The 15,980-nt window shown below is 76.5% G+C and carries 17 protein-coding genes, 2 tRNA genes and 1 pseudogene; 15 read left to right on the top strand and 5 right to left on the bottom strand.

Annotated elements, in window-relative coordinates; all coding sequences use genetic code 11:
• Positions 1-33: 33 nt before the first annotated feature.
• The 5 genes from ITJ85_RS01755 to ITJ85_RS01735 all read left to right on the top strand — a co-directional run bounded on the left by ITJ85_RS01755 (position 34) and on the right by ITJ85_RS01735 (position 3,703).
• A complete protein-coding gene (locus ITJ85_RS01755) occupies positions 34-363 on the top strand; it encodes a GlsB/YeaQ/YmgE family stress response membrane protein (protein ID WP_217914639.1) in 330 nt (109 codons plus the stop codon).
• Positions 364-973: 610 nt separating this feature from the next.
• Positions 974-1,582, top strand: coding sequence for a G/U mismatch-specific DNA glycosylase (mug, locus tag ITJ85_RS01750; protein WP_217914638.1), 609 nt, complete (start codon positions 974-976; stop codon positions 1,580-1,582).
• A gap of 6 nt (positions 1,583-1,588) precedes the next feature.
• Positions 1,589-2,266, top strand: a complete 678-nt coding sequence (locus ITJ85_RS01745; RefSeq protein WP_217914637.1) for an HtaA domain-containing protein — start codon at positions 1,589-1,591, stop codon at positions 2,264-2,266.
• A gap of 199 nt (positions 2,267-2,465) precedes the next feature.
• Positions 2,466-3,047 carry an HD domain-containing protein gene (locus ITJ85_RS01740; protein ID WP_217914636.1) on the top strand — a complete coding sequence of 194 codons (582 nt, stop codon included), beginning with the start codon at positions 2,466-2,468 and terminating at the stop codon, positions 3,045-3,047.
• Entirely contained in the window at positions 3,044-3,703 is a 660-nt protein-coding gene (locus ITJ85_RS01735; protein WP_217914635.1) for a hypothetical protein, read from the top strand. Before ITJ85_RS01740 ends, ITJ85_RS01735 begins: the two co-directional genes overlap by 4 nt.
• Positions 3,704-3,712: 9 nt before the next feature.
• Here the strand turns inward: ITJ85_RS01735 and ITJ85_RS01730 are convergent, their stop codons facing one another.
• The gene (locus tag ITJ85_RS01730) at positions 3,713-5,164 is read right to left on the bottom strand and encodes a trypsin-like peptidase domain-containing protein (RefSeq protein WP_217914634.1); all 1,452 of its coding nucleotides are present in this window, start codon (positions 5,162-5,164) and stop codon (positions 3,713-3,715) included.
• A 131-nt stretch (positions 5,165-5,295) separates the two neighbouring features.
• Between ITJ85_RS01730 and ITJ85_RS01725 the strand changes: the two genes are divergently transcribed.
• Together ITJ85_RS01725 and ITJ85_RS01720 are read left to right on the top strand one after the other, a co-directional pair.
• Positions 5,296-5,367 (top strand) — tRNA-Val (locus ITJ85_RS01725).
• Positions 5,368-5,394: 27 nt separating this feature from the next.
• Positions 5,395-5,469: transfer RNA gene (locus ITJ85_RS01720), tRNA-Asp, on the top strand.
• Between the two features lie 320 nt (positions 5,470-5,789).
• Here ITJ85_RS01720 and ITJ85_RS01715 read toward each other — a convergent pair.
• Positions 5,790-6,077 carry a hypothetical protein gene (locus ITJ85_RS01715; RefSeq protein WP_217914633.1) on the bottom strand — a complete coding sequence of 96 codons (288 nt, stop codon included), beginning with the start codon at positions 6,075-6,077 and terminating at the stop codon, positions 5,790-5,792.
• A 111-nt stretch (positions 6,078-6,188) separates the two neighbouring features.
• On the opposite strand from ITJ85_RS01715, the gene ITJ85_RS01710 reads away from it, so the two are divergent.
• On the top strand, positions 6,189-7,247 hold the full coding sequence (locus tag ITJ85_RS01710; protein ID WP_217914632.1) for a helix-turn-helix transcriptional regulator: 1,059 nt from the start codon (positions 6,189-6,191) through the stop codon (positions 7,245-7,247).
• A 160-nt stretch (positions 7,248-7,407) separates the two neighbouring features.
• On the opposite strand, the gene ilvD is transcribed toward ITJ85_RS01710, so the two are convergent.
• On the bottom strand, positions 7,408-9,303 hold the full coding sequence (gene ilvD / locus ITJ85_RS01705) for a dihydroxy-acid dehydratase (protein WP_217914631.1): 1,896 nt from the start codon (positions 9,301-9,303) through the stop codon (positions 7,408-7,410).
• 17 nt (positions 9,304-9,320) lie between these two features.
• On the opposite strand from ilvD, the gene ITJ85_RS17070 reads away from it, so the two are divergent.
• Positions 9,321-9,875 (top strand): TetR/AcrR family transcriptional regulator, encoded by a 555-nt coding sequence (locus ITJ85_RS17070; RefSeq protein WP_246496306.1) that lies wholly within the window; start codon positions 9,321-9,323, stop codon positions 9,873-9,875.
• A gap of 46 nt (positions 9,876-9,921) precedes the next feature.
• On the opposite strand, the pseudogene ITJ85_RS17575 reads toward ITJ85_RS17070, so the two are convergent.
• Positions 9,922-10,146 (bottom strand): annotated as a pseudogene (locus ITJ85_RS17575) (PaaI family thioesterase); the annotation flags it as partial.
• A gap of 155 nt (positions 10,147-10,301) precedes the next feature.
• On the opposite strand from ITJ85_RS17575, the gene ITJ85_RS01695 reads away from it, so the two are divergent.
• Positions 10,302-11,729 carry a pyridoxal phosphate-dependent decarboxylase family protein gene (locus tag ITJ85_RS01695; protein WP_217914630.1) on the top strand — a complete coding sequence of 476 codons (1,428 nt, stop codon included), beginning with the start codon at positions 10,302-10,304 and terminating at the stop codon, positions 11,727-11,729.
• Here ITJ85_RS01695 and ITJ85_RS01690 read toward each other — a convergent pair.
• On the bottom strand, positions 11,716-12,891 hold the full coding sequence (locus ITJ85_RS01690; RefSeq protein WP_217914629.1) for a methyl-accepting chemotaxis protein: 1,176 nt from the start codon (positions 12,889-12,891) through the stop codon (positions 11,716-11,718). The genes ITJ85_RS01695 and ITJ85_RS01690 overlap by 14 nt on opposite strands.
• 199 nt (positions 12,892-13,090) lie before the next feature.
• Here ITJ85_RS01690 and ITJ85_RS01685 point away from each other — a divergent pair, with 199 nt between their 5' ends.
• The 5 genes from ITJ85_RS01685 (at position 13,091) to plsY (ending at position 15,908) form a co-directional block, all read left to right on the top strand.
• Positions 13,091-13,576 carry a hypothetical protein gene (locus tag ITJ85_RS01685; protein WP_217914628.1) on the top strand — a complete coding sequence of 162 codons (486 nt, stop codon included), beginning with the start codon at positions 13,091-13,093 and terminating at the stop codon, positions 13,574-13,576.
• A 108-nt stretch (positions 13,577-13,684) separates the two neighbouring features.
• Positions 13,685-14,293: a hypothetical protein gene (locus ITJ85_RS01680; protein WP_217914627.1), complete on the top strand. Its 609-nt coding sequence runs from the start codon at positions 13,685-13,687 to the stop codon at positions 14,291-14,293.
• Positions 14,294-14,330: 37 nt separating this feature from the next.
• Entirely contained in the window at positions 14,331-14,654 is a 324-nt protein-coding gene (locus tag ITJ85_RS01675) for a hypothetical protein (protein WP_217914626.1), read from the top strand.
• 37 nt (positions 14,655-14,691) lie between these two features.
• On the top strand, positions 14,692-15,270 hold the full coding sequence (gene pgsA, locus ITJ85_RS01670) for a CDP-diacylglycerol--glycerol-3-phosphate 3-phosphatidyltransferase (protein ID WP_217914625.1): 579 nt from the start codon (positions 14,692-14,694) through the stop codon (positions 15,268-15,270).
• Positions 15,267-15,908 carry a glycerol-3-phosphate 1-O-acyltransferase PlsY gene (plsY, locus tag ITJ85_RS01665; protein ID WP_217914624.1) on the top strand — a complete coding sequence of 214 codons (642 nt, stop codon included), beginning with the start codon at positions 15,267-15,269 and terminating at the stop codon, positions 15,906-15,908. Before pgsA ends, plsY begins: the two co-directional genes overlap by 4 nt.
• Positions 15,909-15,980 lie beyond the last annotated feature (72 nt).

Genomic DNA, 15,980 nt, shown 5'->3' with positions numbered 1-15,980 from the left:
GGGGCCGGACCCTCCGACCGGGAGCCGCCCGCCGTGACCGTCCTCGTCCTGCTGCTCGTCGTCATCGCGCTCGCCCTGGCGGGGGCAGCGATCATCGGCCTGCTGGCACACCTGATCTGGTGGGCGATCGTCGGCCTGGTGATCGGCGCGCTCGCGCGGCTGGTGGTGTCGGGCACGTCGGGGCTCGGGTTCCTCAGGACGGTGCTGTTCGGCATCGCGGGCGCGCTGCTCGGCGGCCTGCTGGCCGGCGCCCTCGACGTCGGTGCGTTCCTCGAGTTCCTGCTGGCCGTGGCGGCCGCGGCGGCGCTCATCGCCCTCTTCGGCACCGACCGGGGCCGGCGGGCGCTCGACCTGCGGCGCTGAGCGGGCGCCCGGCGGGGGTCGTCAGCCGCCCTGAGCGCCACCCGGCGGCCGACCGCCGTAACCCAGCGCGGGGCGCCCGCGCCAGGCGCTCGAGCCGCGCCACCCCGGACCCGGGTCGTCGGCGTCCCACGCGCCACGCGGGCGCGCCGGCGGGCGCACGGCGGGCGACACCCGGCCGGCCACCGCCGCGGCCACGGCGCGCTGCAGGCGGACGGCCGCCATCGCCACCCGCCGCATCTCGTCCACCTGTCGGGCCGTCGCCGTGCGCGGCCGCACCGCCACCGGGCAGGCCCGCGGGACCGGCCGGCCGGGCGTCGGCCGTCCGCGCCCGCTGCAGGGCCAGCGCGGCCGTGCGGCGGGCCGCCGTCACCCGGCGCGCGAGCGGCCGCGCCGCCGCGCCGCGGGCGCGGGCGCGCGACGGCCGCGGGCAGGCGGCCGGACCAGCTGGAGCCCGGCTGCGTGACGAACGCGATCGGGGTCGGCGCGATCCTCTGCGCCCACAGGAGGGCGGGCAGACGGAACGGCGACTGGGGAGCGGGGGCGCGGATGCGGGCCACTCTGCGCGCCCGCCGGGCCGCGGCGCAGCCCCGCCGGCCACTAGGGTCTGCCCATGGCCGGCGACGACCGCCCGCGGCGCCCGACCCGCGCCGAGCTCGAGGCGGCCCGCGGGCGGCTCGTGCCCGACGTGGTGGCCGACGATCTGCGCCTGCTGTTGTGCGGGATCAACCCCGGCCTGTGGTCGGCCTGGAGCGGCCACCACTTCGCCCGGCCGGGCAACCGCTTCTGGACCGCCCTGCACCGGGCGGGCCTGACGCCCCGGGTGCTCCACCCGAGCGAGGAGGGCGAGCTGCTGCGGCACGGCGTCGGCGTGACGAACGTGGTGCCGCGCGCCACCGCCGCCGCGGCGGAGCTGTCGGCCGGCGAGATCCGGGCCGGCGGCGCGCGCCTGGAGGAGCTCGTGCGCCGGCGCCGGCCGCGCGCCGTGGCGGTGCTCGGCGTCGGCGCCTACCGCACGGCGTTCGGCCGCCCCCGGGCCGGCCTCGGCCGGCAGCCCGAGCCGCTCGCGGGCGTGCCGGTGTGGGTGGTGCCCAACCCGAGCGGCCTGCAGGCGCGGTACGGGATCGAGGCCATCGCGGCGCTGCTGCGGGCGGCCGCGGCGGAGGGCGGGGGCCCCGCGCACCCCGGTCAGGACGCGGGCCACCGCCGATCGCTACCGTGACCGGCCGTGCGGCCGCCGACGACGACGCGTGCCCCTCGGGCCGCCCTCCTGGTGCTGGTCGTCGTCGTGGCCGTCGCGCTGGCGGCCGCCTGCGGCGGCGGCGAGGACGGCGACGAGGCGGGGCCGGCCACCGCGGCGCCCGCCACCACGTCCGCGACCGCCCCGGCCACGACCGCGCCGGCGCCCCGACTCGGGCCCGACGCGCCCGAGGTCGTGCTGCCGACCGGCGGCACCACGACGCTCACGATCGCCGACGAGCTGTCGCGAACCCTGTCCGACAGCCTCATCACCCTCCTGCCCTTCGCCCCCGCGACCGCCGGCGATGCAGGGATCGCCTTCCCGATCGGCGGCGGCTCGCTGCTGGCCGACCGGCCGGCGGGCGACGTCCACCACCTGGGCGGCCTCGTGTTCGTGCGCGGCGACACCGAGCTGGTGATGACCGCGCTGGTGCTGGACGCCGACGGCCGGCAGGTCACCGCCATCGCCGGCGGCGGCGTGCTGCCGCTGCTCGACCTGGACCTCGCCTCGGTGCGGACGTCCGGCGACGCGCGGGAGGTCACGTTCGCCGGCATCGGGGCACGGCTGACCGCGGAGGGCGCGATCGCGCTCAACGGCGTCTTCGGCGTGAACGCCTTCCGGGCCGGCCTGCCGGTGGGCGCGCTCACCATCCGCGCGCTCGTCTGAGCGCCGGCCGGGCAGACCCTCTACGGGGGCTCGGCCCGCGGGCCCCGGGCGACGATGACATGGGCACAACGGGGCGCCCTTCTCCCTCGGGCTCCCCCTCATACAGCGCGGCCCGCGGGCAGGGCCGCGACCGACGGGCGCCGGGCGAGGCGCCCGTCGCCGTTCCGGCGCCCGGGCGCGCCGGTATCGTGTCCGCGCCATGGAGGTCACCCGCGACCGGGCCTGGGCCACGCTCACCCGCCACACCACCAGCGAGTCGCTGCTGCGGCACGCCATGGCGGTCGAGGCGTCGGTGCGCTGGTACGCCCGCGCGGCCGGCGAGGACGAGGAGTTCTGGGGCTGCACCGCCCTGCTCCACGACTTCGACTACGAGATCCACCCCACCCTCGACCGGCACCCCCAGGAGGGCGCGCCGCTGCTGCGGGAGGAGGGCTACCCCGAGGAGCTCGTCGAGGCGGTGCTCTCGCACGCGGAGCACCTCGGCCTGCCGCGCGACACGCCGCTCAAGCGCACGCTGTTCGCGTGCGACGAGCTCTCGGGCTTCGTGCACGCCTGCGGCCTGGTGCGGCCCACCGGGCTCGAGGGGCTCACGCCGAAGTCGGTCCGCAAGAAGCTCAGGCAGCCCTCGTTCGCCGCGGGCGTGCACCGCGAGGAGGTGGCCGCGGGCGCCGAGCTGATCGGGCTGACGCTCGACGAGCACATCACGAACGTCATCGCCGCGCTGCAGCCCATCGCGCCGCAGCTCGGATTGCCGGCCACAGGCGGAGGAGCAACGGGATGAGGTTCATCGTGCGGGTCGCCCTGACGGCGGCGCTGGCGGCCGGGGCCGCCGGCGGGATCGGCGCGGGCGCCGCCGCGGCGGCGGGGCCGCCGGCGTCGGCGTTCGTGCCCGCGGGCTTCGAGGTCGAGCGGCGCGTGTCGGCCGACATCGGCGGCGACCGGCGGGCCGACGCCGTGCTCGTGCTGCGGCGCGTCGCGCCGGCCGGGGCGCCGGCGGACGAGCCGCCCGCGCTCGCCCGCCGGCTGGTGCTGCTGAAGGCGCGCGCCGACGGCGGCTTCGTGCAGATCGGCGAGGGGCGCCGGGTGCTGCTCTGCACCCGCTGCGGCGGCGCGTTCTTCGGCGCCGCCACCACGCCGGTGCGGGTGCGCGTGCGGGCGAAGGTGGTGATCGTGGAGCAGGAGCGCGGCTCCCGGCAGCTCACCCGCCAGCGCTTCCGCATCCGGGCGGAGGGGGCGCTCGGCACGCGCCTGATCGGGGTCGACGTGCGCGTGGCGGACCGCCTGACCGGGGCGGTCGTGGAGCGCAGCACCAACCTGCTCACCGGCGAGCGCCTCGTGACGCGCACCGACGCCCGCGGCCGGCGCAGCGTCACCCGCTCGCGCGTGCCGGTGCGCCGCATCCCCCTCGAGCGCGTGGTGCAGGGCGCCTGGCGCTGACCGCCGCGGTCAGTCGAACGGCACGGTCACGTCGCGCGTGCCCTCGAGGTCGTCGACCACGGTGAAGATGGCCTCGCGGGCGCCCTCGCCGTCGTCGATCGCCTCGCAGTAGGCCGGCAGGCTGCCGTCCATCCGCTGCCCGTTGACCGCCACCACCAGCTCGGGGCGCTGCCCGAAGCCGGCCTCCTCGGCGGGTGAGCCGGGCACGGCGGTGACCACGGCGAGGCCGGCCTCGGGCGGCAGGCCCGAGCCCGCCGTGGCGGCCGGGTCGGTCACGTGCACGAGGCCCATGCCCGTCCAGCCGACCGAGTCGCCGCTGCGCAGGCGCGGCACGATCTCCCGCACGCGGTCCACGCCGATCGCGTAGCCCTGGCCCTGGATGGTGCGGTCGCCGAGCAGGGTGATGCCCGCCGAGTTGACGCCCACCAGGCGGCCCTGCGTGTCGACCAGCGGGCCGCCCGAGTTGCCCGGGTTGATCGCCGCGTCGGTCTGGATGACGTTCGGGTACTGCGGCACGTCGACGCCCGCCAAGTCGAAGCGGGTGCTGATCACCGACACGACGCCGGTCGTGGGCACCAGGTTCGCCCGCTCCGACGCCGTGCCCGGGTAGCCCACCGCGATCACGGTCTGCCCCTGGCGCAGGTCGGCCTGGGAGCCGAGCGGCAGCGTCACCAGGCCCGAGGTGTCCTCGACCTCGAGCAGCGCGAGGTCCTCGCACGGCGCCACGGCGACGATCTCCGCCGGCCGCTGCGATTCCTCGACGCCCACCGTGAAGCGCGTGCCGCCGTTGACCACGTGGGCGTTGGTCACGATCAGGCCCTGGCCGGCGTCCAGCACCCAGCCGGTGCCGCTGCCGGCCGCCTGACCGTCGACCAGCGCGTTGATCACCACGGTCGACGGGCGCACCCGGTCGACGATCTCGGGGATCGACGCCTCGGCCGGCCCGTCGTCGCCGCCGAACGCGCCGGTGACCGCGAGCACCACCACCGCGGCCGCCACGACGACCGCCGCGGCCGCCGCCAGCACGGCGACCCGCGTGGTGCGCCGCAGGCGGATGCGCTCGACCACCGACGGCGACTGCCCCTCGCCCGCGCGGCCCCCCGCCGCTCCGGGCGCGGGCGGGGGCGGCGGCGGGACCGCGCCGCCGACCACCGTCTCGGAGCCGGTCAGGGGCCGCAGGGAGGTCGCGAGCAGGGTGTCGCCCACCTGCACGGTCTCGTCGCCCGCGAGCGTCACCGCGCCGGCCAGCCGCGCGCCGTCGACGAAGGTGCCGTTGGCCGAGCCGAGGTCCTCCAGCTCCACCCGGCCGTCGCCGAGGCGCCGGAGGGCCGCGTGCCGGCGCGACACCCGCGGGTCGTCGATGACCAGGTCGCAGGACGGATCGCGGCCGACGACGAACCGGTCCCCCACCACCTCGGCGGAGCGCCCCTCGTCGGCGCCCGTCCGGAACGTCAGCCACATCGCGGTCCCCCTCTGCCCATGGGCGCAGAACCTACCGTCGCCGCCCGGGGCGGCGCGCGGCCACGAGCGGGCCGGGCGGCGCGCCGGGAGCGCCGCGGGCTGCTATCTTTCCCCGTCGCCGTACGAGGTGCGGGCGGTTAGCTCAGCGGTAGAGCGCCTGCTTTACACGCAGGTGGCCGGCGGTTCGAACCCGTCACCGCCCACTCCGTCCCACCCCGCGACGCGCGCGTGGGGGTGTAGCTCAGATTGGTTAGAGCACCGGACTGTCAATCCGGAGGCCGCGGGTTCGAGTCCCGTCACTCCCGCTCCAGAGAGGCCCGCGAAAGCGGGCCTCTCTGCGTCGTACGCCCGGATGCCGGGTCCTCGTTTCCGCCACGAGGAACCTCCGGCGCGCGCCCGGCGGGCGCACCCTCGGCCGAGACGTCGACGAGGGTCCCGGCCATGGGCCGGCTCGATGAGACGCCCGCCCCATCGTGGGGCAGCCCCCGGCCGGCAGGTCGCGCCGGCGCGACCTGCCGGCACGACCGCCTTCGCACCCTCGCTCGTGAAGCGGCTGGCCCCGGACGATCCATCCACGCGCGCGAGCCGATGACCTTCGGTCCGGCCCGCGTCCGGTCCCGGCCTCTCAGGCGCTACCGACCGGAGCGAGCACCAGTGTCCGTGGCGTACCGGCGAGGGCCGGCGAGGTCTCCCGGGAGGTCCAGACGCTCTCCCGCAGGAAACGCTCGAACGCCTGTGCGGTGGCCGCAGTGGGAAAGTCGAGGTCGATGACCACGTAATGCGGGTCGTCGACCGGGCTCTGTACGCGCACCTCCGACACCCCTGCCCGTGCGCGGACCGGCGAGAACCGGTCGAATGCGGCGCGCCAGGCCGCAATGTCCGAGATGGGATGCTCGATGTGCAGGGTCGGCATGGCCGCTCCTCGTCGCTGGGGCTGGACCCCGACACTAGGGGCCGCTGCCCTCGACGGATATCCCAGATCCCTGGGGTTCTCGGTCACCACCCCCGCGGCTACGCTGACTTCGTGGCACGACCACAGGTTCCCGCGCGCCTCATCGAGATCTGCGAAACCGTCGCCGACGCCGATTCCCGCGGGCTCCGCGCGCGGCTCCTCGACGCACTCCGAGGTCCGGTGCCGTTCGACGCGCACGTCTGGGTGCTGACCGATCCCGAGACCGCAGTGGGCACCTTGCCGCTCGCCCGCGTACCCGCAGCCCTCACGGCGCGCCTGCCGGACCTCATCCGGACCAAGTACCTCACGCCAACCAATCGCTGGACGATGCTCAGGGGGTCGATCGCCACTCTGCACGAGGCGCCCACGGCGACGGATGCACCGGCCGACCGGCCGTGGAGGGAGACCCTCCGCCGGCACGGGATCGGCGACGTCGCGTCGGCTGCCTTCTCGGATCGGCATGGCTGTTGGGCGTTCCTCGACCTCTGGTGCGCCGAGGACGGACCGCCCTTCTCCGCCGCCGAGCGAGCAGTGCTCACGGAAGCTCGGGCGCAGGTGACCGCCGCTCTCAGGCGCTGCCAGGCGCATGCGTTCGCGGCGCGCCCGTCCCCGCTCCAGCAGACGGGACCTGTGGTGCTGTTGCTGTCCCCGACGCTCACCGTGCTCGGCCAGACGCCGGCCGCGCCGGGCGTCTTGCGCGCGCTGCTCCCGACCCGGGACGACGAGCCTATCCCGGCCGCCGCCTACAACGTCGCAGCACAACTGCTCGCCGTCGAGGCCGGTGTCGACCGCAACCCGCCGAGGGCGCGCGTGCATGCGGAGAACGGCCTCTGGCTGACATTGCGCGCCGGCCGCATCGGCGACCGCGAGTCGCCGGAGGACCAGGCGATCGCCGTCACGATCGAGAGAGCCGCTCCGGCCGAACTCGCCGACCTGTTCGGCCGCGTCCATGGGCTGACCGAGCGCGAATCAGAACTCGTCCATCGGCTCTGCGCCGGTGGGGATACGCGTCGCATCGCAACGGAGATGTCGCTCTCCACCCACACCGTCCAAGATCATCTCAAGTCGATCTTCACCAAGGCAGCCGTCGGGAGCCGGCGCGAACTTCTCACGCGCGTGCTCGGCAGCTGACGCGGCATCCGGGCGAACGCGGCGGGTTGAGATCACGGCCATGAACGCGCCTGGCAGCTCCGAGCGGATGGGGTCAGGTTCAACCTCAGTCCCGTCACTCCCGCTCCACCCGAGGGCCCGCTCCACGAGCGGGCCCTCGGCGTTCCGGGGGAGCGGCGCCTCAGCCCGGGAGGGCCGCCCCGCGCAGGTCGGTCGCCGCGGCGACGGCGCGCTCGACGGCCGCCACGTCGCGCACCGCGCCGGTGTCGGCTGAGGTCGCCATCGCCGCGTAGGCCCGCAGCGCCGGCGAGACGACGCGCTCGCGGGCGGCCGGCGCGTAGCCCCCGGCCGCCTCGAGGCGCTCGCGCCGCTCGGCCAGCTCGTCGTCGGGGACGTCGAGCGTGATGCGGCGGGCCGGGATGTCGATCGTGATCGTGTCGCCGTCCTCCACGAGGGCGATCGCGCCGCCGGACGCGGCCTCGGGCGACACGTGGCCGATCGACAGGCCCGACGTGCCGCCGGAGAAGCGTCCGTCGGTGACCAGCGCGCAGGCCGCGCCCAGGCCGCGGCCCTTGAGGTAGGACGTCGGGTAGAGCATCTCCTGCATGCCCGGCCCGCCGCGCGGCCCCTCGTAGCGGATCACGACCACGTCGCCCTCGCGGACGCCGCCGTTCAGGATCCGGTCCACCGCCTCCTCCTGCGACTCCACCACGACCGCCGGGCCGCTGAAGGTGAGGATCGACTCGTCCACGCCGGCGGTCTTCACCACGCAGCCGCGCTCTGCGAGGTTACCGTGGAGGACCGCCAGGCCGCCGTCGGCCGAGTGGGCGTGCGCGACGTCGCGGATGCAGCCCGCGGCGGCGTCGGTGTCGAGCGACTCCCAGCGCTCGGACTGCGAGAAGGCCGCGGCCGAGCGCACGCAGCCGGGCGCCGCGTGGAACATCTCCAGCGCCTCGTCGGACGCGTGGCCGCCACGGATGTCCCAGTCGCGCAGCCACTCGCCGAGGGTGCGGGCGTGGACCGTCGTGACGCCCTCGTCGAGCAACCCGCCGCGGCGCAGCTCGCCCAGGATGGCGGGGATGCCGCCGGCCCGGTGGACGTCCTCCATCAGGTAGGTGCCGTTGGGGGCCACCTTCGTCAGGCAGGGGACGCGGCGCGAGAGCGCGTCGATGTCACGCATCGTGAAGTCGACCCCGGCCTCCTGCGCGGCGGCGAGGAGGTGGAGCACCGTGTTGGTGGAGCCGCCCATGGCGATGTCGAGCGTCATGGCGTTCTCGAACGCGGCGCGCGTGGCGATCGCGCGCGGCAACACCGACGCGTCGTCCTCGTCGTAGTGGCGGCGCGCGATGTCGACGACCGTGCGGCCGGCGGCCTCGTAGAGGCGCCGGCGGGCGGTGTGCGTGGCCAGGACCGACCCGTTGCCCGGCAGCGCCAGGCCGAGCGCCTCGGTGAGGCAGTTCATCGAGTTGGCGGTGAACATGCCCGAGCACGAGCCGCAGGTCGGGCAGGCGGACTCCTCGATGATCGCGATGTCCTCATCGGACACCGTGTCGGCGACCGCGTCGGCGATCGCGCTGATCAGGTTGACGCGGGTGCGGACCGTGCCGTCCACGAGCACCGCGGTGCCGCCCTCCATCGGGCCGCCCGACACGAAGACCGTCGGGATGTCGAGTCGCAGGGCGGCGTTGAGCATCCCCGGCGTGATCTTGTCGCAGTTGGAGATGCAGACGAGCGCGTCGGCGCAGTGCGCGTTGACCATGTACTCGACGCTGTCGGCGATGAGGTCGCGCGAGGGCAGCGAGTAGAGCATCCCGCCGTGGCCCATGGCGATGCCGTCGTCGACGGCGATCGTGTTGAACTCGCGCGGGATGCCGCCGGCGGCCGAGACGGCCTCGGCCACGATGTGGCCGACCGGCTGCAGGTGGGTGTGGCCGGGGACGAACTGCGTGTAGGAGTTCGCCACGGCCACGATCGGCTTGCCGAAGTCCTCGCGCGCGACGCCCGCGGCGCGCAGGAGCGCCCGGGCGCCGGCCATGTTGCGGCCGTGGGTGACGGTGCGGGATCTGAGTGGTGGCATGCCGCTACGCTACCGGAATGACCGTTCCGGCACCGTGGGGGTCGCTGACCGCCGACGAGAAGCGCCGCCGCACCTACGCCGTGGCCGACGCCGTGTTCGCCCGCGAGGGGATCGACGTGCCCATGCCGGTGATCGCGGAGGCGATCGGCGCCGGGGTCGCGAGCGTCTACCGCCAGGTGGGCAGCAAGGACGACCTGCTGGCCGCGCTCGTCATCGGGCGCTCGCGGGTGCTGCGCGGGCGGTTCCTGGCCGCGCTGGAGGAGCCCGACCCGTGGGAGGCGCTGTCGCGGGCGACGCACGCGACGGTGGACGACTGCGTGGGCGACGCCCTCTCCCAGTCGGCGTGGGACGAGGCGGCGTTCGGCTCGGCGGAGGTGCGCGCGGCGCGCCGGGAGGCGACCGACGCGCTCGCGGCGCTGGTCGATCGGGCCCGCGCCGCCGGGGCGCTGCGGGACGACGCGGGGCACGAGGACCTGCGGCTGGTCTTCTGCGCCCTGCGCGAGCTGGCCGGGATCGGCCCGCGGGCGGCGCACCGGCTCGCCGAGCTGGTGCTGCGCGGCATGCGCGCCTGACGTCCGCCGCCGGGATCAACCCGTGCCCGGTGACGAGGCGCCCGCGGCGGCACACCTCGGCGATCGCGACGAGCCCGCCGGGCCGCGCGGGCTCGAGGTCGTTCAGCTTCATCTCGATGGTGACCGGCCGCTCGTCGTCGCCGAGGCCCGACGCGTCGGCCCGGCCCATCGCCACGTCGACGAGGGTCGCGATGGCGCCGCCGTGCACGACGCCGCCCGGGTCGAGGTGGTCGTCGTCCGCCTCCATCGCGACCTCGGCGCGGTCGTGCACCGGCGCCCGGTCGCGGATGCCGGGCAGCGCGGCGAGCCCCGTCCCCCCGGCCACCCCCGCCGAGCTCCCCGCCCGGGGCGCCGCTCACCCCACCCGGCCGGCGGCCGCATCGGGGAAGCGCGGCGCGGCGCGCCCGCCGTAGAGTCGACCGCGCCATGCTCGAGGCCGACTACGACGGGTGCCTCGCCGCGGCCGCCGGGGCCGCGCTGGAGTGGCTCGACGGCCTCGACCGGCGGCCGGTGGGCCCCGCGGTCGACGCGGCCGGGATGCTCGCGGCCGTCGCCGGTCCGCTGCCCGAGCGCGGCGACGGCGCCGTGGTGGTGGTGCGCGAGCTGGCCGCGCTGGCGCCGCCGGGGCTCATGGCCACCGGGTCGGGCCGCTTCCACGGCTGGGTGATCGGCGGGGCGCTGCCGGTCGCGATCGCGGCCGACTGGCTGGTGAGCGCGTGGGACCAGAACAGCGCCATGGCCGAGCCGTTCCCGGCGACGACGATGATCGAGCAGGTGGCGGGCGACTGGGTGCTGGAGCTGCTCGACCTGCCGCGCTCGGCCTCGGTCGGCTTCGTGACCGGCGGCCAGGCGGCGAACACGGTCTGCCTGGCGGCGGCGCGCAACGGCGTGCTGGCGGCCCACGGGTGGGACGTGGAGCGCGACGGCCTGCAGGGCGCCCCCCGGGTGCACGTGGTGGCCGGCGCCGAGCGCCACGACACCATCGACGTCGCCCTGCGCGCGCTCGGCCTCGGCGGGCGGACGGCCCGGGTGGCCGCCGCCGACGGCGCCGGCCGGATGGAGCCCCGCGCGCTCGAGGCGATCCTCGCGCGGCTCGAGGGGCCGGTGATCGTGTGCGCCCAGGCCGGCAACGTCAACGGCGGCGGGGTCGACCCGCTCGACGAGCTCGCCGACGCCGTCGATGCCCGCGGCCGCGCGGACACGTGGCTGCACGTCGACGGCGCCTTCGGGCTCTGGGGGCGGGCGGCGCCGCGGCGGCGGGCGCTGCTCGCGGGCGCCGAGCGTGCCCACTCCTGGGCGACCGACGCACACAAGTGGCTCAACACGCCCTACGACTGCGGCATGGCGATCTGCGCCGACGCGGGCGCCCACCGGCGCGCGATGGGCGTGCGCGCGGCGTACCTGCCCGAGGGCGGCGACGCCGCGCTGCGCGACCCGGTCGACGTGACGCCCGAGCTCTCGCGGCGGGCGCGCGGCGTGCCGGTCTGGGCGGCGATCCGGCACCTGGGCCGCGAGGGCGTCGCCGAGCTCGTCGAGCGCTGCTGCGCCATGGCCGACCGCTACGCGGCCCGCCTCGGCGCCGCCCCCGGCGCCGAGGTGCTCGGGCGGTGCCTCAACCAGGTCGTGGTGCGGTTCCGCGACCCGGCCGGTCGCGACGACGACGCGCACACCAGGCGCGTGCTGGCGCAGGTGCAGCGCGGCGGCGAGTGCTTCCCCAGCGGCACGGTCTGGCGCGGCGCCGCCGGGATCCGCATCTCGGTGTGCAACTGGCGCACCGACGCCGCAGACGTCGACCGCGGGGTGGCCGCGATGCTCGCGGCCCACCGGGCAGGGGCGGCGGTCAGCCCAGGCTGAAGCGCCCCACGGCGGCCACCAGGCGCTCTGCCGTGCCGGCGACCTGCTCGCTGGCGGCGGCCACCTCCTCGCCCGCGGCGCTGGTGCCCTCGAGGGCGCCGGCGACGTGGTCGGCCGCCTGACGGGTCTCGCGGGTGACCTCGGAGATCTCCCGCGTGGCGTCGGCCAGCCGGCTGACGCAGCCGGCGGTGCGGTCGACCGAGCCGGCGAGCTCGGCGAAGGCGTCGCGGGTCTCGGCCGACGCGGCGGCCGCCGACTCGGCCAGCTTGCGCACCTCGTCGGCGACCACGGCGAACCCGCGGCCGTTCTCCCCGGCGCGCGCGGCCTCGATCGCCGCGTTCAGAGCGAGGAGGTTGGTCTGGTCGGCGATCGAGGCGATCGCCACGGTGAGCTGCACGCCGCGGTCGGCCACCTCCCGCGCCTGCGCCGCCAGCCCGGCGGCCTCGCCGCCGACCTCCGCGGCGGTCGCCCCCATCTCGTCCTGCCGGCCGGCGCCCTCGGCGACGCCGGCCATGAGCCGCGCGATGCCCTCGACCGACGACCCGGTCTCCTCCGCGGTGGCCGACATCTCCTGCGACGCGGCGGCCAGGGTGCCCGCCATGTCGCGGATCTCGCCGATCACCGCGCCGAGCTCGCCGCGCATCCGGTTGTAGTCGGCCACCGAGCCCTGCAGGTTGGCGAGCGTCCGGTTGAACGTCGTCCCGAGCGACCCGAGCGCCAGGCCCCCGGGCGCGGCGAGTGGCTCGGTGACCGGCTCGACGGCGTACCCGAGGTCGCCCTGGGCCATCCGCGCGAGCCCCTCGGTGAGCCCGGCCAGGCAGTTGTCGGTCAGCGAGTCGAGGCGCCCCTGCAGGTCGCGCAGCGAGGAGCGGTCGCCGAGCGCGGCGGCGTACTCGGCCGCGACGGCGTCGTAGGCCGCCACGGACGCCTGCACGGTGCGGATCAGCGCGTCGAGCCGCTCGGCCACCCGGTCGACGGCCGGGTCGCCCGAGCGCTCCTCCACGGGGACCGTGACGGCGTCGACCCGCACGGAGAGGTCGCCGGCCTCCATGGCCTGGAGGCCGGCGCGCAGCCCGCCGGCGCAGTGCCGTTCGAGGCTCTCCAGGCGGTCGGCCACCTGGGCGAGGACGTGGTCGGCTCTGCTCCGCGAGCGAATGCGCATCGGTGGATCCGGCTCCTTCGGCGGTGGACGTCGCCGACGTACCTCGGCACGCGGCGCCGGAAGCTGAAGCGGCGCCGGCCGGTCCGGCGGCCGTTCCGGCGGGCGGACCGCCGGGCAGATGACCGATCAGCGCGCACGGTACGGGCGGCGGGCCGCCGTCCGCGCCGTTCGCGGCCAGTCCGCGACGGAGGAGCGACCCATGGACGACCACACCACCCCCGGCGGCGTCCCCGACGCCGACCGGGTGCGGGAGAGCACCGCCGCCGAGGTGCTCCACGACATCGACGAGGCGACGGCCGCGCGCATCGACGCGTGCGCGGCGCAGGGCCGCGACGCGATCGATCGCCGCCTGAGCGAGCTCGACGGGGAGTCGGACGTCGAGCGGCTGCTCGAGATCAACGCCTCCATCCTGGCCCTCGGCGGCCTCTCGCTCGGCGTGCTGGCCGACCGTCGCTGGCTGATCCTGCCCGGCGTGGTGCTGCCATTCCTGCTGCAGCACGGCGTCCAGGGCTGGTGCCCGCCGCTGCCCGTGATGCGGCGCCTCGGGGCCCGCACGCGCGCCGAGATCGACGCCGAGCGCGTCGCGCTGAAGGCCCTGCGGGGCGACTTCGAGGGCCTGGGCCACGCGGGCGCGGGGGCCGCCCGCCCGCGGGCCGCGGACGTGCTCGCGGCGGTGCGCGCGTGACTCGCACCGCCGTCGCGCAGGGGTTTGCGCCGCTCGCTTGAACGGGGAAGCCGAAGGCGTGTAGGCGAACGACTGGAGGGCGGCGTGGATCGAGCGCGGGTTCGACGGATGTTCTGGCTCGGGGGGGTCGCAGCCGGGGTGCTGCTGATCGTCCTCGGCGCCATCTGGATCTACCTCGGCGTGGATTCACGCGACGAGGTGCACGACACGATCGCCCGTGAGCAGATCGTGGGCTCCCCGGACATGAGCCCCGACACCTTCGAGGGCGAGCCCGTCGCGGGCATGGAGCTCCCGGACTGCGACGTCGCCGGCGAGCCGATCGACAACGGCACCGAGGCCCGCTGCTTCGCGGACTGGATGCGGGTCCACACGCTCGAGAGCACGGGCGGGCGGACGTTCTCGGAGATGGGCCGGTTCCTGACCGAGGACGGCGAGGAGACGAGCAACCCACAGGAGGCGGCGACCGACCCGGAGACCGGTCAGCCCAAGTCGAACCCCTCGCGTGATCTGTGGGTGACACAGCGCGCGCTTGCCACCGGCCTCGAGCTGTCGTTCGTCGGCGAGCAGATCTCGCTGTTCGCGCTGGCCACCGGCATCGTGTTCCTGATCATCGGCATCGGCCTGCTCGTGATGCTGACGGCGGGCGGCGTGCTGCGCGGCGCGACGGGCGCCGGCGGCGCCGGCCCCGGCGACGGCGACGCCCCGGCGGCGCCCTGAGGGAGGCGCCGGCGTCGGGCGCGGCTACCCTGGGGCCATGGACCCCCAGCCGCCCCGGCGCCGGCCGCGCTCGCGACCCGGCCCCCCGCAGGGGCGCCCACCCGCGCCGGTGCCCGGGCCCGCGGCCGCCGAGCCGGAGGCCGACGCGCCGCGGCCGCCGCGCGACCCGCTGCGCAACGTGGTGGCGATCGGCGTCGTGGCCGTGGCGGCGGTGCTCGCCGTGGCCGTCGCGACCGGCACGGAGGACGACCTGCCGTGGGGCGCGATCATCGGCGTGCTGGTGATCGCCGCCGTCGCGGCGGCCACGTCCCGGCGGCGCGCGCGGCGCCTGCGCGACGCGTTCCGCGACGACGAGCCCTGACCGCGGGGGCCCGCCGGGCGGTGGATATGCTGGCCGCGTGCGACCCGGCCCCATGAACGCGCCGTTGTGGTTCACGGCGGTCCGGATCGTCGCGATCCCGCCGCTCATGGTGCTGCTGCTCGTGGACGGGATCGACGGGGCGCGCTGGTGGGCCTTCGGGCTCTTCGTGGTCGCCTGCGCCACCGACTCGATCGACGGCTGGCTGGCGCGCTCGCGCGGCCTCGTGACCACCGCGGGCGCCTTCCTCGACACGCTCGCCGACAAGCTGCTGATCTCCGCGGTGCTGGTGTCGCTGGTCGAGACGGGCGAGGTGGCCGCCTGGGCCGCGATGATCATCATCGGCCGCGAGTTCGCGGTGACCGGGCTGCGCATGGTCGCCGCCGCCGAGGACGTGGTCATCACCGCCGACCGCTTCGGCAAGGCGAAGGCGCTGAGCCAGAACGTGGCCGTGGCGGTGATCATCGTGCCGGGCGTCGCCGGGGCGGTCGAGGACGGACTGCTCTACCTGGCGCTCGCGCTGACGGTGCTGAGCGGCGCCAACTACTTCGTGGCCGCGCGCTGGCGCATCTCCTCCCGCCGGGCCGCCGCCCGGCCGGACGTGGTGGGCGGCCCGTGAGCGCCGCCGCGGCGATCGCGATCGCCTACCTGCTGGGCTCGATCCCGTTCGCCTACCTGGCGGGCATGAGCCGCGGCATCGACCTGCGCACCGTCGGCAGCGGCAACCTCGGCGCCGCGAACGTCTTCCGGGCCCTCGGCACCCGCATGGGCGTCGCGGTGATGGCGGCGGACATCGGCAAGGGCGTCGTCGCGGTGCTCGTGGCGCGCGCGATCGCCGACGATCCGTGGCCCGCCGTCGCCGCCGGCGCCGCGATGGCCGGCCACGTCTTCCCCGTCTGGCTGCGCTTCAAGGGCGGCAAGGGGGTCGCGGTGGGCGGCGGCGCCGTCATCGGCCTCATGCCGCTCGCGGCCGCCATCCTGCTCGGCCTGTGGTTCGTCGTGCTGCTCGCGACCCGCTACTCGTCGCTGGCCAGCATCACCGGGGCGGCCGCGGCGACACCGCTCGTGTGGTCGTTGGGCTACGACGTCGCCAGCGTCGTGTTCACCGGCATCGCGGCCGCCGCCGTGCTGGCGCTCCACCGGGCCAACATCGGCCGCCTGCTGCGCGGCGAGGAGAACCGCATCGTGCTGCGCCGGCGTCCCGGAGCGGCGTCCGGGGGATCCGAGGCGACCCCGCCGGGGGGACCCTCCGGCTGACGCCGGTGGTTTCGGCGGATCGCGTGACGCGGATGGGGGTTTCGCCTCACGGCTCCCGCGGAGATACTCGTC

The organism is Miltoncostaea marina, from assembly GCF_018141525.1.
Classification (GTDB): domain Bacteria; phylum Actinomycetota; class Thermoleophilia; order Miltoncostaeales; family Miltoncostaeaceae; genus Miltoncostaea; species Miltoncostaea marina.
This window is presented reverse-complemented; position numbering and strand designations above follow the sequence as displayed.